We start from the raw sequence: 13,109 nt of genomic DNA, 5'->3' as shown, positions 1-13,109 counted from the left end.
ACAGACTCGGAGGCATCCTCCCCATGCGTGTGCTGCTGGTGGAGGACGACGACGACCTGCGGGACGTGATCGCGTCCGGGCTGCGGGACGGTGGCTTCGCCGTGGACTGCGCGTCGGACTGGCCGGAGGCGGACGTGCTGCTGCACGTCACCGCCTACGACTGTGTGGTGCTGGACCGCCTGGTGCCCTCCGGCGACACCCTCGCCCCGCTGGAGGGCAGGCGCCGGGCGGGCTGGTCGGTGCCCGTACTGTGCCTCACCGCCCTGGACTCCCTGCACGAGCGGCTGCGGGGGCTGGAGAGCGGGGCGGACGACTACCTGGCGAAGCCGTTCTCGATACGCGAACTCGTCCTGCGCGTCCGGAGCCTGAGCCGGCGGGCGCCGGCCCGGCTCCCGTCCTTCCTGACCTGTGCGGATGTGGTCATGGACGTCGCGCGTCACGAGGTGCGGCGCGGTGGTGTGCTGCTGTCGCTGAGCCCGAAGGAGTACGCCGTGCTCCAGCAGCTCCTCGTCCACCGGGACGCCGTCGTCACCCGTACCGGGCTGCTGGAGCACTGCTGGGACGAGATGGCCGATCCGGTCTCCAACGTGGTGGACGCCGTCGTCGCGGGCCTGCGGCGCAAGCTCGGCTCCCCCGGGCCGGTGCACACCGTGCGGGGGCAGGGGTTCCTGCTGTCCGCGAAGCCGGGGCCGTCCTGATGGCGAAGCCCGTACGGCGGCGCCACTCCCCGGCCAGGAGGCGGCTGCACCGGCTGCGGCTGCGGCTGACCGCCGCGTACACCCTGATCACCGTCGTCGGGCTGGCCTGCCTGTCCTGGCTGGTGATCCGTACCGACGACCGGGCGCGGCTGGGCGCCGAGTACGACGAGATGCGCCGCCGGGCGTCCGTCGCGGCCTCGCTCGTCTATTACGAGGACGACCGGATCCATCTGGACGGGCTCCGGGACGACGAGGCGACCTCGGGAACCCCGCAGGTCCTGGTGGTGGAGGGCCGCCCCGGCGGTGATCCGGTCACCGTGTTCCAGGGCCGCACCGCGCAGTTCGCCGTGGAGGCCGGAACGATCCGGGCGGTGACCCGTTCGGCGATGGACGAGGAGGGGCCGGTGCGGGCCGAGGCACGCGATCGCACGGGAGAGCCCGTGCGTCTGCTGGCCGTGCCCTTCTACCACGACGCCACCGACGAGGTGGCGGGAGCGGCCGTCGCGGTCGGCGATCCGGAGCGTGGGGCTGCCGAGCACCGCAGTCTGGTCCTCTCCCTCGCCGTCGGAGCCGGTGCGCTGACGGCGCTGGCCGCACTGACCGGGCATGTCCTTTCCGGGCGGAGCATGCGGCCGGCCTGGGAGGCGCTGGAGCAGCAGGAACGGCTGCTGGCCGACGCGGCGCACGAGTTGCGGACCCCGGTCGCGGTGATGCGCGGTTCGGTGGAGGTGGCCGCCGGGGCTCCGGGTGGGCTGAGGGCGCACCTGCCCCGGATCCGCCGGGCGGCGGACCGGATGGCCGATGTCGTGGAGAACCTGCTGGCCCGGGGGCGGTTGGAGGCCGCCGTGGATGTCGTACGGTCGGAGCCGCTGCGCTTGGACCAGCTCGTCGAGGAGGTGTGCGCGGAGCTGCCGGAGGGTGGGCACCGCCTGGAGTCGCGGCTGGAGGAGTCGGTGGTCGAGGCGGACGCCTCGCTGGTGCGGGTCGCTGTGCGCAACCTGCTGGACAACGCCGTACGGCACGGCCGGGCCGCCGGCGCGTCGGACGGGGCCGATCTGCTGGTGACCGTGCGCGGACCGGAGGTGTGGGTCGCCGACCGGGGCCCTGGAGTGGATCCGGCCCGGCTGCCGGCGTTGATGGAGCGGTTCAGCTCGCCGGGCGGGGGAACGGGGATCGGCCTCTCGCTGGTACGGCGGATCGCGGATGCCCACCGCGGGTCACTCACCGTCCGGGCCCGCCCCGGCGGTGGCGCGGAGTTCGTCCTGCGGCTCGCCCCCGCCCGGTCGCGGCGCGGCGTCGGACGGACGCTCACGATTCGCTCATGATCGGCCGTCCATGATGTGGGGACAGGTTCCGAAGCCCACGCACGGGAGTCACGTATGTCACAGCGCGCCGTCCGTCCGTTCCTCCGCCGCGGAAGCACGCTCGCCGGTCTGGCCGGCGGCGTCGCTGTCGCGACGGGAGCGGGACTGCTCCTGTCCAACGCCTTCGCCTCGGGGGCCGCGCCCGAGGTCGTGCCGCCCGAGGCCGACGTGACCTTCGACTACCAGATCGGCGGCGCCTACACCCCGTCCGCCGGGGTCGGGGCGGTCTCCCGCGACCGTGGCGACGAGCCGGCCGAGGGCCTGTACAACGTCTGTTACGTCAACGCCTTCCAGACCCAGCCCGACGCACTGGACCGGTGGGAGAAGGACAACCCCGACCTGCTGCTGCGCGACGGCGACGGCGACCTGGTCAATGACGAGAAGTGGGGCGAGGCGTTGCTCGACACCTCGACCGCGGACAAGCGCACCCGGCTGGCGGACATCGTCGGGGGCTGGGTCGACGGCTGCGCGAGGTCCGGTTTCCAGGCGGTGGAGCCGGACAACCTGGACTCCTACGAGCGCTCGGAAGGCCTGCTGACCCGGGCGCACAACGCGGCGTTCGCGAAGCTCCTGGCCGACCGGGCGCACGCCGCCGGGCTGGCGGTCGGCCAGAAGAACACCACCGATCTGCTGGAGCGGCGGCGGGAGATCGGGTTCGACTTCGCCGTCGCCGAGGAGTGCGGCCGGTACGACGAGTGCGCCGACTACGCCTCCGCGTACGACGGCAGGGTATTCGTCATCGAGTACACCGACGACGACTTCGCGAAGGCGTGCTCGTCCGTGGGGGCGAAGGTCTCGGTGGTGCGCCGGGACCTCGATGTCGTCCCGGCCGGGGAAGCGGGATACGTGTTCCGCGTCTGCTGAGGCCCGGCACGGTGGCTAAGGGCCGTCCCGTACTCCCTGGCGGGCGCAGACGGTGAAGATGCCGCCGTCGGGGTCTCTGATCACCGCTTCGGTTCCGTCGGCGGGCGAGTCCACCGGCGGTTCTGCCGTACCGCCCGCCGCGCGGGCCGCCTCGGTGGCCGCTTCCAGGTCCGCGACCGGGAAACGGACGTGCCAGCGCGGGCGCAGCCGGGGGTCGGGGGACGACGCGTCGCCGCCTCCGCGCAGGGTGGCCATGGTGCGTCCGCCCTGCCGTACGACGACCGTGTCCTGTTGGTACGCGTAGCCGACCTCGCAGCCGCCGGGTTCCTCGGAGGCCCAGCCGAACACCTCGGCATAGAAGATCGCGCAGTCGAAGGCGTGGCTCGTCCGCAGCTCCAGGGAGGCGGGCGGGTTGTCGCGGCCGAACGACCAGGGCGGGGTCCGGCCTTCCCAGAAGCCGAATCCGGCTCCTTCACGGTCGGCGGCCACAGCTCCCCGCCCGGGGCCCAGCCGGATCGGGCCGACGGCGATGGTGCCGCCCCGTTCACGGACCCAGGCCGCTGTGGCATCGACGTCCTCGACGGCGAAGTACGGGGTCCAGGAGACGGCCGTGGGCAGTCCGGGGGCGATCTGGCCGATCCCGGCGACCGGCAGGGCGCCGGCGTGGGCGACGGTGAAGCCCGCGCCGAGGGTACCGGAGCGGAAGGTCCATCCGAGGACGGTCCCGTAGAAGTCCTGGGTGGCCCGCAGGTCCCGGGTCATGAGACTGACCCAGCACGGAATCCCGTGCACCGGGGTGCTCTGCTCTGCCGCGGTCATCGGGATCCGTCTCCTCGTCCCCGGTGGTGAGCCGCCGGACGCGGGCGCCGGTCCGGCGGGTGGGCCTGCTGGTCACCGGCCGTCGCAGGCCGGAACGCTCCGTGACGTCAGGCGTCCTCCGGAGCGGCACGCTTCCATACCTACGCCGTTGGGATCGCCGCCGCCACCCGGGCCGCGTCCCGGAACGTTGCGGAGCACGCCCCGGCTGCCCCGGACAAAGGCCCGCAGACGCGCGTACGGTGCTCGCGAGCCCGGCATGATCAAACAAAAAGCCCCGAGCCCCTGTATGTCAGTGCCCGGTGGCAGACTGCCGTCATGACCGCCTCGCAGCCGAAGGCTGACCTCCAGCACTATCTGCAGTCCGCTCGCGGAGCCCTCCTGTGGAAGCTCGAAGGGCTTTGCGAGTACGACGTCCGTCGCCCCCTGACGCCGACCGGCACGAACCTCCTCGGGTTGGTCAAGCACGCCGCCGGGGTGGAGCTGGGCTACTTCGGCGAGACGTTCGGGCGGCCGTTCGGCGAGAAGCCGCCCGCCTACGGGGACGACGCCGAGGCGAACCAGGACATGTGGGCGAGTGCCGACGAGTCGCGCGAGGACATCCTCGCCCTCTACCGCCGGGTGGCGGAGCACGCGGACGCGACGATCGCCGAGCTGCCGCTCGACGCGGTCGGGCACGTCCGGTGGTGGCCCGGCGAGCGGAGCCGGGTGACGCTGCACCAGATCCTGATCCATGTGATCGCCGACCTCCAGCGGCACGCCGGGCATGCCGACATCGTCCGGGAGCTCGTCGACGGGACGGTCGGGCTGCGGTCCGGCACCGACAACATGCCGCCGGGCGACCGCGCCTGGTGGGAGGAGTACCGGCAGCGTCTGGAGCGGGTGGCGCGGGAGGCCGGGTAGCCGCGCCTCCTGGTCATCGCCCGTTTCAGCGCCAGGCGAGCGCCGCGGGTTCGCCGAGCTGGTGCGCGGCGGTGCGCCAGGCGGCGGTGACGGCTTCGCGGGCCGTGGCGGTCGCCGCCTCGACCTCCGGCGGGAGCCGCAGTGGGGCGCCGACGTGGACGTGGAGCCGGGGGCGGCGGGCCGGAGCGGTGAGGATCCCGGAGATCTGCTTGGCGTAGGGACCCGAGGTCACCCGGCGGGCTCCCGCCTGGCCGAGCGGCACGACGAGCGCGCCGGACGCGTGCGCGAGACGGGCGAGGCCGCTGCGGAAGCTCTCCGGCGGGGCCTCCGCCGCGTCGTCGCGGGAGGGCAGCCGCCCTTCGCCGTAGATGAGCAGATGACGGCCGTCCCTGAGAACGACGGCTGCCGCGTCGAGGGCGCCCGCGGCCCGGCCGGTGTTCCGGTGCACGGGCACATGGCCACCGCGTTCCAGGAGACGGCCGAGCACCGGTATGCGCCACAGGCCCGCGGTGGCCATGACGACGGGTTCGACGCCCAGGCGCAGCAGTGCGGCGAGGACGATGCCCGGGTCGGCCAGCGAGGTGTGGTTGGCGACGATGATGCTGCCGGCGGCCGGGACCGTGGCGTGGTCGGACGTGACCGTGAGTCGTCCGAGTGAGGGGACGACGGCGGCGGCGATGCGGCTGAGCACGGTTCTCCCGGGGTTCGGCGGGCAAGACCGTCGTGGTGACGGCGGTGTGGTGCGAGGTCCGCCTCTCCCGGCTTCGCCCGCCACACCCTCATCGTCGTGGCGGCCGGGGCGTGGGGCCTGAGTGCGGGTACTCAGGCTCCCTGGTCGATCGCCCCTGCCTCCGGGCGCTCCCGGCGTGCCGGGACCCTCCGGGCCCCGTGCCGTACCGGTTCGGACGACCGGCCACACCGCCGTGTCCCGGGGCAGCCTGCCTTCGGCGTCCAGGGGGCCGCTGGTGAGCGGTGGGCGGTTTCCGTACCGGGGGCGGAGCTGTCCGGGTCATGGCGGGCGACGCTCCTCTCGGTCGGTGCGGGTGAGTCGCGGCTACAGGGCGGAGAACGCGCTGAGCACCAGCAGGAGCATCATGCTGAGGGCGGCGAGGTATGAGGACGGTGCCGACCGTGTTGGCCCAGGTGGCGACGGTGACGGAGGAGACGAGTGCGGTGTCGGCGCCGTTGGTCCAGTTCGATGTCGGCAGGTGGAGGAAGCGACCGGACGTGGGCCACCACGGGAACGGGCGAGAAACCACCCCGGGGCGAAGGCCCGGCCGATGGCGCCCACAGCGCCGGCCCTGGGGCCTCGCCACCCCTCGGCGACCGGCTGGGAGCGCTCTCCACGCGGTTGCGTGGACCGCTCACCGAAGCACGGCCGCCGGACGGTCGCGAGGGTGGCCGGGGGGCTGCGGTGGCATCGGGCGCAGGTGTCGGACACCCGGCCTGCCACGGCCTCACCCGCTTCCACTGGCGACGGTTCTCAGCGAACCATCGCGTCACGAACGCAAGAATATGGCAAGAGTCGCAGGACGTTCACCGTCCCGTGATGGACCTGACCGCAACGAGGCGGCTGCGGCCGGGGTTCCGGCCTGCGGGACCCTAGCGTGCCGCGGCGGCCGTCCGCACCGTGCCGAAGTCGATGGCGCGGTCGGCTTCGCGCAGGACCTCCTCGGCCACTCTGCGTACTTCGGCGAGCACGTCGCCGTGCTCCTCCACGAGGCCGGCGTAGATCGGTGCTTCGGTGCTGTCTGCGGAACTCATACGGTTCTTCCCCGTCGGTCTGGTGCGAAAAGCCCCTGCCGGTCGGCGGAGGCGGGGGCGAGTGTACGTGGTGGGCGGCGGCGGTCGCGATTCCATTCCGGCGCGGACCCCACCGCACCTGCTGGAGCAGCCGCCCCGCCCCCGGAGGGCGCGGGGCGGCTGCTCCGTCACCGCCTGCGCCGGCCCGTGCCGAGATGCCGCACGGGAAGAGCCCGAACGGCCGGCGAGCGCGGTCAGCTCGTCGGCACGGACCGCCCGCGGGCCCACCACCGGACAGCAGTCGGACTCGATGTCGAGGACGGCAAGGAACGCGCGGATCAGGTCGGCGCCGCCCGGCGCCGACCCGCCCGGCGCGGATCAGGTCGGCGCCGGGCGGGTCGGATATGTCATGCCCTCCTCCAGGGAAGTGGTACGGGCCGGGGCGCGGGTGGGACCGGGAGCCGGGCAGCTGGGCCGGGTAGCTCTAGGTCGTGTCCGCCGAGCGCCGTCACCGGGCCTCGGGCAGGGGACGGTGGCCCTCGGTCCACTCATTGACCCAGCCGCAGCCCGAACAGGCGTACCGCCCGTCGAGGCCCGCGATCAGGGTGCCGCAGCGCGCGCATCCGATGTAGGTGATCTCCGGGTGCTCCGAGGCCGCTTCGTCCGGGGATCGCCGCTCCGGGCGGGGCGAGCCCGTCATCGTCGGGCGTCCGTTCCCGCGGCGTCCAACAGGATCCGGGCGAGCTCGCCCGGCTGCGAGAACATCGGCCAGTGGCCGGTGTCCATCGTGACGAGCCGCCACCGCTCACTAGTCAACAGCTCGGCCACCTCAGGGCTCGGCTCGGGCCAGTCGAGCAGGCACTTGACGTATGTCGCGGGCAGCAGGCCCAGGGGACGGGCCAGGACGGCGGGATCGGTGAGGGTGGCGCCGGGGTGGGGTGTCGAGCCGCCGAGGAACCGGGCGAGCTGTTCCCCGGTGAGGCCCTGGTCCGCGCAGTCGGCGGCGGCCGGTGGCGGCCAGAAGCCCCCGTTGGCGGCGATGGCGGCCTCGACGCCGGCCCGTCCGTCCGGCCAGCCGGCGACGAAGGAATCGCCGTCGACCGGAACGTTGGAGTCGACGAACACGACGCGGGCGAGCCGGTCGCCGATCCGCTCGGCGGCCTGCCCGACCGGAATGCCCGCGTAGCTGTGGCCGACCAGCACCACCTCACGCAGACCGAGACGCTCGACCACGTCGACGATGTCCTGGACGTGCGCCTGCTGCCCCGCCGCCACTTCCTGTCGGTCGGCGAGGCCCGACAGGGTCAGCGGGTGGACACCGTGACCGGGCGCGCGCAGGCCGGGCTCCACGTCACGCCACGCCCACGAGCCGAGCCAGGCACCTGCCACCAGTACGAATTGCGTCATGCCAGCAACGTAGCGCAGGGGTACGACAGAGCCTCCCGGCCACCGTTTCGTCAACCGTCGGCGCTTCGCTGTCCTCGCAGCACCGGGACGGGGCGTCGTCGGCGGCGACACCGCCCTCGTCCCGGCCGGTTCCGACCCGGTGGGGTTCTGGGGTCACCGGTCGCTGTTCTCGACGGCTGAGGGCGTCGGCACGCCATCCCCTTCTGACCTACGCCACTTGGCGACTGAACAGGATGCGTTGTCGGCCGTTTCTGACTGCTTTTCGCTATGAACGGAGGCGGTGGGCCTCGGCGAGGCAGGATGTCCCCGTGATGGGCAACCTCCCCGCCGTGACGACCAGCTTCGTCGGACGCGACAACGAACTGGGCGGCGTCGAACGGGCACTTCGAGATCATCGGCTGGTCACGCTCACCGGCCCCGGCGGGGTCGGCAAGAGCCGGCTGGCCCTGCGCACCGCCGAGCGCGCCCGGGACCGCTACGCCGACGGCGTCTGGTGGGCCGACCTTTCCCATCTGCACGACGAGCAACTGCTCGCCACCACGGTCTGCGACGGTGTCGGGCTCCTGGACCACAGCCCCCGCCGGCCGGTGGCCGCGCTCGCTGAATGGTTGTCCGGCCGACATCTGCTCCTCGTTCTCGACTGCTGCGAGCGGATCGTCGGCCCCTGCGGGCAGCTCGTCGCCGAACTGCTCGCCTCGGCACCGGGGCTGACGGTCCTGGCCACCAGCCGGGAACCGCTGGGCGCGACGGACGAGAAGTGCGTCGAGGTACCCCCGCTCTCCGCGGGCGACGACGGCGACGAGGCCGTTCGGCTCTTCCACGAGCGGGCAGCCGCCGTCGCCCCGGGCCTCTCGCTCGATGACCCGGGGAGCGCGGCAGCCGTCGCCGAGATCTGCCGTCGGCTCGACGGCATACCGCTCGCCGTCGAGCTGGCCTGCGTCCAGCTCCGCGAGAGCAGCGCGCAGGAGATCACCGGACGGCTGGCCTCCCGGATGGAAGAGCTCACCGACGACACCCTCTGGCCCCGCCGCCACCGTGCCCTGCGCACCACGATCGGCTGGAGCCACGAGCTCTGCGCACCGCTGGAGCGGCTGCTGTGGGCGCGGCTCTCCGTCTTCCGCGGTGTGATCACGATTCCGGACGCGGAGGTGGTGTGCGCGGGCGGGCCGCTGGACGCCGCGGCCATCGCCCCGGCCCTGGAACGCCTGGCCGACCAGTCCGTCCTCCGGCGGACCGGGGACGGCTACCGCATGCTGGACACGCTGCGCGAGTACGGGGCGATGTGGCTGGCGGAGCTGGCGCAGGACGCGCTCCTCGTGGACCGGCACGCCCGGCATTTCGCCCATGTCGCCGTCCAGGCGTACGCGGGCTGGCTCGGGCCGTCGCAGGTCCTCTGGTACCACCGGATCGCCGACGCCCACGCGGACCTGTCCGCGGCCCTGGACCACCTGCTGGCCGAGGACCCGGAGATGGCGATGGAGATGGCCGGGTGCGCGGGCCTCTTCTGGAGCTGCTGCGGCCATCTGCATCAGGCCCGCACGTATCTGGAACGGGTGCTCGCCCTGCCGCTCTCCGCCGGTCCGCACCGCACCCGGGCGCTGTGGGCCCTGGGCATCACGCTGACCCTGCAGGGCGACCACGAGGCGGCCCGCCGCACCGGCGAGGAGTGCCGGCACGCGGCACGCCGCGACGAGGAACCGGAGGCGGTGCTGCTCGCCGCCCACTCCATGAGCTTCACGTATCTGATGATGGGCCGGCCGCTCACCGCGTACGCCGTCAGCGACCGCGCGCTGAGCCACCACGCCGGCGACCCCGCCGACGCGCCCTCACAGCTGCGCTGCCGGGTGATACGCCTGTTCGCCCTGTCCGCCCTCGGCCGGCTCGACGAGGCGTACGAGGAAGCCATGCGGCTCCAGCGGATCAGCCTGCGGTTCGGCGAGCACTGGGCACGGGCGTATGCCGATCACCAACTCGCCCTCATCCACCTGCTCCAGGGCCGCCCCCGTCATGCCGAGAGCCACGCGCGCGCGATGCTCGCGAGCAAGCACGAACTCCATGACAGCCTCGGCATAGCGCTCGGCCTCGATCTGCTCGCCGGATCCATCGCCGCACAGGGGAACGGAGTGGCCGCGGCCCGTGCCTCCGGTACCGGGCACACGTACTGGCGCATGGTCGGCCACCCGCACCGGGGCACCCCGGAGCTCGGGGCGATCCGCGAGCAGTGGGAGCTCCGGGCCCGGCAGGTTGCGGGCGACTCGGCATACGAGCGGGCCTATCGGCGCGCCTCGGCCGACGACGCCGAACGCGGCCTGGCGCACGCGCTGGAGCGCGGGAATCCCGGATAGCGGGATCCGTCCCCCGTCCGGCCTCCCCGCCCGGCCGGCGGACGGGGAGGCCGGACACGGAACGCCGGACGCCGGACGCCGGACACCCCGGCGAGACACCACTTAGCATCCCCGTATGACGTCCATCAGTCGGCTCCGTCCCGACCACGCAGAGGCTCTGCTCGCCTTCGAGCGGGAGAACCGGGCCTACTTCGCCGCATCCATCACCGACCGGGGCGACGACTACTTCGCCGCGTTCGCCGAACGCCACCGCGAGCTGCTCGCCGAACAGGACGCGGGGCTGCACCACTTCCACCTCATCGAGGACGAGGACGGCGGCGTCCTGGGCCGGATCAACCTCCTCGGAGTGCGGGACGGTTCGGCCGAGCTGGGCTACCGGATAGCGGAGAAGGCCGCGGGGCGCGGGCTGGCCACCTGGGCGGTCGAGCAAGTCCGCGTCCTGGCGGTCCGGGAGTACGGTCTCACCGCGCTGCGCGCGGAGACGACGCTGGACAACATGGGATCCCGCGCGGTGCTGGCGCGCTCCGGGTTCGAACCGCTGGAGGACGTCATGTTCGGCGACCGCCCCGGGCGGCGGTACGTCCTTGATCTGATCGGGGGCGCTCCCCCGGCCCATTGAACGGTGCCGCAGGAGGAAGTGGCGGCATGGAGTGGGCGGGTGAACGGTGTGCTGTCCGGCGTCGGCGGTATGGCGGTGATCGGCCGGATGGTTCACCTCGGGGGGCAAACCCCGTCCGGCCGCCCGATGCTGGGGCTCGCGGGAGCGGACGCCACCGCGCCGCCCGACACCCACCGCCTTCAGGAGGCCCCGTGCCCGTACGTTCTCATCGTGACGCCTCGCTCCCCCGCTGCCGCAGTCGGTCACGGCGGCGAGGAGCCTTCGTCGCGTCCCTGGCCGCGGCGTCGCTCGCCGGGCTGATGACCTGCCCGGCCCACGCGAGCGGGGACGGGGGCGTCGGCCCGCACGGGTCGATCGACCCCGCGCTGCGGCGCGGGCTCCAGGCGCTCGTGGACACTCCGGGAGGGCCGCCCGGCGCCATCGCCGTCCTCACGGCGGGTGGCCGGCGCGAGGTGTACCGGGCGGGTACCTCGCAGCTCGGCACCGGGCGTCCGCCCAGGACCACCGACCACATGCGGATCGCCAGTACGGCGAAGGCCTTCAGCGGTTCGGTCGCTCTGCAGCTGGCCGAGCGGGGCACGCTCGGTCTGGACGACACTCTCGGCCGGCGACTGCCCCAGCTCCCCGCCGCCTGGCACCGGGTCGGAACCGGCCGGCCCGGGGCGCAACAGGGCCGGCCTCGCCGTGTTCTCGTACACGACGCGCTGCGGCACCGTGTACGGCCACACCGGTAACTTCCCCGGCTACACACAGCTGGCCGCGGGGACCAAGGACGGCGATCGGTCGCTGACCGTCTCCCTCACCTCCCAGGTGAACAGCGCGACGAACCCCCGACTGCTGGCCACGCTCCGCGACCTCCAGGAAGGCTTCGTCTGCCGGCTGCTCGATCACCGCGAGCCGGGCGGCGCGCACTAGGCAGAAGGCGGGAAGGGGTACGCCGGGCGTCCGGCGTACCCCTTCGCGGGTCGGGCGGGGCGGCGGTCAGTCGTTGTCGGTCTGCTCACGGACGATGGTGTCGTTCTTGGCGTCCACGTCGAAGGTCGTCTTCTTCCAGTCCGAGCCGACCACGTCGACCTGCCAGACGACGCCGTTACCCTCGTTGTCGTCGAGGCCGACGGAGGTGACCGTCCCCTTCTTCTTCTCCGTGGCGACCTTGGCGGCCTGCTGCGGGGTCTGGGTGGCCTGGGCGAGCCGGTCGGCCGTCTGCTTCTTGTCACCCGCGTCCTGATCCGCGTCGACACGGGCCTCGATCACCTTGCCGTCGACCGCGTTGATCCGGACGGTGTGGACCGTACCGTCCTTCTCCGCGACCTCCGCGACCCAGACCGGGCCCTCGGAGCCCGGACTCGCGCTCGGGCTGGACGTGCCGGTTCCGCTGGGGCTCGCGGAGCCGCTGGGGCTCGCGGAGCCGGCCGAGCCGGTGGGGCTGCCGGACCCGGTCGGGCTGGGGCTCTGGCCGCTGTCGTCGTCCACACCCTCCAGGTCCAGGTCGACCAACTTGCCCCCGGCCACCTCGCCGGCGGCAGTGGTGGCGGCGTCGTCGAAGGTGACCTTCGTGGCGTCGATCACCTTCTTGCGCTCCTGCTGGTCCTGGGTCAGCTGGGCACTGGCCGAGGGCGACGTCGTCTGCTTCTGCGGGACGACCTTCGCGGCTTCGGAGGTGGCGGCGCTCGTCGCGCTGTCCGAGCTCTGACCGCATCCGGTCATCAGAACGGCCGTGGCGGCGGCCATGCCGAGGGCACCCACCGTCTTGAGGGTGCGGGAACGGGAAGAGGCACTGTTCATTCGTCGAGGCTCAAGTCTCATACACGCATGCCTAGCCCTCCGGGCCATCGGTCATGTTGTCCTACCGGGGAGTCACCCGATCGACCGGGCGGGTCCGCCCGTTGGCCGTCGTTCCCCGGGCGGTGGACGCCGGGATGCGAAACAATGGCAGCAGGGCCGTATTCTCCGCGCCCGGCCCGGAGGCCGTCATGGATCACATGGTGCACACCGAGCGTTACGAGCTCGTCTTCCAGCTGTCCGGAGCCGCGGACGACGTGGTGTGCGTCCGGCTCACCGACCGGCTGGGGGCCGGCGGATTCCCGGTGTACGAGGACGAGACGGGGATCGTGCGCGCCGAGATCAGCGACCGGGGCGAGGTCCGCATGCTCGCCAGCGGCGGCCACCAGGTGCCCGGCTCTCCCCTGCTGGCCCGCCCCCTGAGCGAGGACACACCCGGAACGCCGTGACCTGACCCGCGGGGGGGGGGGGGGGGGGGGGGGGGGGGGGCGCCCCCCCCCCCCCCCCCCCCCCCCCCCCCCGGCCCCCCCCCAGCCGGGCGAGCCCGCCCCCCACCCCACCACGCGGC

The 13,109-nt window shown here is 73.3% G+C and carries 15 protein-coding genes and 1 pseudogene; 9 read left to right on the top strand and 7 right to left on the bottom strand.

Annotated features, from left to right (window positions below):
• Positions 1 to 23: 23 nt before the first annotated feature.
• From ACZ60Q_RS22715 to ACZ60Q_RS22705, 3 genes are read left to right on the top strand one after another with little or no spacing between them, the layout of a single operon-like run.
• On the top strand, positions 24 to 698 hold the full coding sequence (locus tag ACZ60Q_RS22715) for a response regulator transcription factor (protein WP_469637453.1): 675 nt from the start codon (positions 24 to 26) through the stop codon (positions 696 to 698).
• The gene (locus tag ACZ60Q_RS22710) at positions 698 to 2,023 is read left to right on the top strand and encodes a sensor histidine kinase (RefSeq protein ID WP_469637450.1); all 1,326 of its coding nucleotides are present in this window, start codon (positions 698 to 700) and stop codon (positions 2,021 to 2,023) included. The genes ACZ60Q_RS22715 and ACZ60Q_RS22710 overlap by 1 nt, the downstream gene beginning before the upstream one ends.
• Before the next feature lie 54 nt (positions 2,024 to 2,077).
• Complete coding sequence (locus ACZ60Q_RS22705; RefSeq protein ID WP_469637447.1) at positions 2,078 to 2,926, top strand: endo alpha-1,4 polygalactosaminidase; 849 nt, start codon at positions 2,078 to 2,080, stop codon at positions 2,924 to 2,926.
• Between the two features lie 15 nt (positions 2,927 to 2,941).
• Here ACZ60Q_RS22705 and ACZ60Q_RS22700 read toward each other — a convergent pair whose 3' ends face one another.
• Positions 2,942 to 3,745 (bottom strand): VOC family protein, encoded by an 804-nt coding sequence (locus tag ACZ60Q_RS22700; protein ID WP_469637444.1) that lies wholly within the window; start codon positions 3,743 to 3,745, stop codon positions 2,942 to 2,944.
• A 315-nt stretch (positions 3,746 to 4,060) separates the two neighbouring features.
• Between ACZ60Q_RS22700 and ACZ60Q_RS22695 the strand changes: the two genes are divergently transcribed.
• The gene (locus tag ACZ60Q_RS22695; protein ID WP_469637441.1) at positions 4,061 to 4,645 is read left to right on the top strand and encodes a DinB family protein; all 585 of its coding nucleotides are present in this window, start codon (positions 4,061 to 4,063) and stop codon (positions 4,643 to 4,645) included.
• Between the two features lie 25 nt (positions 4,646 to 4,670).
• Here ACZ60Q_RS22695 and ACZ60Q_RS22690 read toward each other — a convergent pair whose 3' ends face one another.
• The 5 genes and pseudogenes from ACZ60Q_RS22690 to ACZ60Q_RS22670 all read right to left on the bottom strand — a co-directional run bounded on the left by ACZ60Q_RS22690 (position 4,671) and on the right by ACZ60Q_RS22670 (position 7,795).
• On the bottom strand, positions 4,671 to 5,336 hold the full coding sequence (locus ACZ60Q_RS22690) for a lysophospholipid acyltransferase family protein (protein ID WP_469637438.1): 666 nt from the start codon (positions 5,334 to 5,336) through the stop codon (positions 4,671 to 4,673).
• A gap of 421 nt (positions 5,337 to 5,757) precedes the next feature.
• Positions 5,758 to 5,862 (bottom strand): annotated as a pseudogene (locus tag ACZ60Q_RS22685) (sugar ABC transporter permease); the annotation flags it as partial.
• Positions 5,863 to 6,247: 385 nt separating this feature from the next.
• Complete coding sequence (locus ACZ60Q_RS22680; RefSeq protein ID WP_352242116.1) at positions 6,248 to 6,409, bottom strand: hypothetical protein; 162 nt, start codon at positions 6,407 to 6,409, stop codon at positions 6,248 to 6,250.
• A gap of 487 nt (positions 6,410 to 6,896) precedes the next feature.
• On the bottom strand, positions 6,897 to 7,088 hold the full coding sequence (locus ACZ60Q_RS22675; RefSeq protein WP_469637435.1) for a hypothetical protein: 192 nt from the start codon (positions 7,086 to 7,088) through the stop codon (positions 6,897 to 6,899).
• Entirely contained in the window at positions 7,085 to 7,795 is a 711-nt protein-coding gene (locus ACZ60Q_RS22670) for an alpha/beta fold hydrolase (protein WP_469637432.1), read from the bottom strand. Before ACZ60Q_RS22670 ends, ACZ60Q_RS22675 begins: the two co-directional genes overlap by 4 nt.
• A 311-nt stretch (positions 7,796 to 8,106) precedes the next feature.
• On the opposite strand from ACZ60Q_RS22670, the gene ACZ60Q_RS22665 reads away from it, so the two are divergent.
• From ACZ60Q_RS22665 to ACZ60Q_RS22650, 4 genes are all read left to right on the top strand, one after another.
• Positions 8,107 to 10,140 (top strand): ATP-binding protein, encoded by a 2,034-nt coding sequence (locus ACZ60Q_RS22665; protein ID WP_469637429.1) that lies wholly within the window; start codon positions 8,107 to 8,109, stop codon positions 10,138 to 10,140.
• A 115-nt stretch (positions 10,141 to 10,255) separates the two neighbouring features.
• Complete coding sequence (locus ACZ60Q_RS22660) at positions 10,256 to 10,759, top strand: GNAT family N-acetyltransferase (RefSeq protein ID WP_469637426.1); 504 nt, start codon at positions 10,256 to 10,258, stop codon at positions 10,757 to 10,759.
• Positions 10,760 to 10,950: 191 nt separating this feature from the next.
• Positions 10,951 to 11,493, top strand: coding sequence for a serine hydrolase (locus ACZ60Q_RS22655; protein ID WP_469637423.1), 543 nt, complete (start codon positions 10,951 to 10,953; stop codon positions 11,491 to 11,493).
• Positions 11,474 to 11,674, top strand: a complete 201-nt coding sequence (locus tag ACZ60Q_RS22650) for a hypothetical protein (RefSeq protein WP_469637421.1) — start codon at positions 11,474 to 11,476, stop codon at positions 11,672 to 11,674. The genes ACZ60Q_RS22655 and ACZ60Q_RS22650 overlap by 20 nt, the downstream gene beginning before the upstream one ends.
• Before the next feature lie 66 nt (positions 11,675 to 11,740).
• Here ACZ60Q_RS22650 and ACZ60Q_RS22645 read toward each other — a convergent pair whose 3' ends face one another.
• A complete protein-coding gene (locus tag ACZ60Q_RS22645) occupies positions 11,741 to 12,544 on the bottom strand; it encodes a PepSY domain-containing protein (RefSeq protein ID WP_469637418.1) in 804 nt (267 codons plus the stop codon).
• Positions 12,545 to 12,741: 197 nt separating this feature from the next.
• Here ACZ60Q_RS22645 and ACZ60Q_RS22640 point away from each other — a divergent pair, with 197 nt between their 5' ends.
• A complete protein-coding gene (locus tag ACZ60Q_RS22640) occupies positions 12,742 to 12,990 on the top strand; it encodes a DUF6296 family protein (RefSeq protein ID WP_469637605.1) in 249 nt (82 codons plus the stop codon).
• Positions 12,991 to 13,109: the final 119 nt, after the last annotated feature.

The organism is Streptomyces sp. NPDC104313 (assembly GCF_055583985.1).
Note: the sequence above shows the minus strand (reverse complement) of the source record. Positions and strands in the feature narration are given on the sequence as shown.

Excerpts from the sequence above, each read along its gene's own strand:
- ACZ60Q_RS22645 (WP_469637418.1), bottom strand. The coding sequence starts at position 12,544 with ATGAACAGTGCCTCTTCCCGTTCCCGCACCCTCAAGACGGTGGGTGCC.
- ACZ60Q_RS22665 (WP_469637429.1), top strand. The coding sequence starts at position 8,107 with ATGGGCAACCTCCCCGCCGTGACGACCAGCTTCGTCGGACGCGACAAC.
- ACZ60Q_RS22710 (WP_469637450.1), top strand. The coding sequence starts at position 698 with ATGGCGAAGCCCGTACGGCGGCGCCACTCCCCGGCCAGGAGGCGGCTG.
- ACZ60Q_RS22660 (WP_469637426.1), top strand. The coding sequence starts at position 10,256 with ATGACGTCCATCAGTCGGCTCCGTCCCGACCACGCAGAGGCTCTGCTC.
- ACZ60Q_RS22715 (WP_469637453.1), top strand. The coding sequence starts at position 24 with ATGCGTGTGCTGCTGGTGGAGGACGACGACGACCTGCGGGACGTGATC.
- ACZ60Q_RS22705 (WP_469637447.1), top strand. The coding sequence starts at position 2,078 with ATGTCACAGCGCGCCGTCCGTCCGTTCCTCCGCCGCGGAAGCACGCTC.
- ACZ60Q_RS22695 (WP_469637441.1), top strand. The coding sequence starts at position 4,061 with ATGACCGCCTCGCAGCCGAAGGCTGACCTCCAGCACTATCTGCAGTCC.
- ACZ60Q_RS22680 (WP_352242116.1), bottom strand. The coding sequence starts at position 6,409 with ATGAGTTCCGCAGACAGCACCGAAGCACCGATCTACGCCGGCCTCGTG.
- ACZ60Q_RS22670 (WP_469637432.1), bottom strand. The coding sequence starts at position 7,795 with ATGACGCAATTCGTACTGGTGGCAGGTGCCTGGCTCGGCTCGTGGGCG.
- ACZ60Q_RS22640 (WP_469637605.1), top strand. The coding sequence starts at position 12,742 with ATGGTGCACACCGAGCGTTACGAGCTCGTCTTCCAGCTGTCCGGAGCC.
- ACZ60Q_RS22700 (WP_469637444.1), bottom strand. The coding sequence starts at position 3,745 with ATGACCGCGGCAGAGCAGAGCACCCCGGTGCACGGGATTCCGTGCTGG.
- ACZ60Q_RS22675 (WP_469637435.1), bottom strand. The coding sequence starts at position 7,088 with ATGACGGGCTCGCCCCGCCCGGAGCGGCGATCCCCGGACGAAGCGGCC.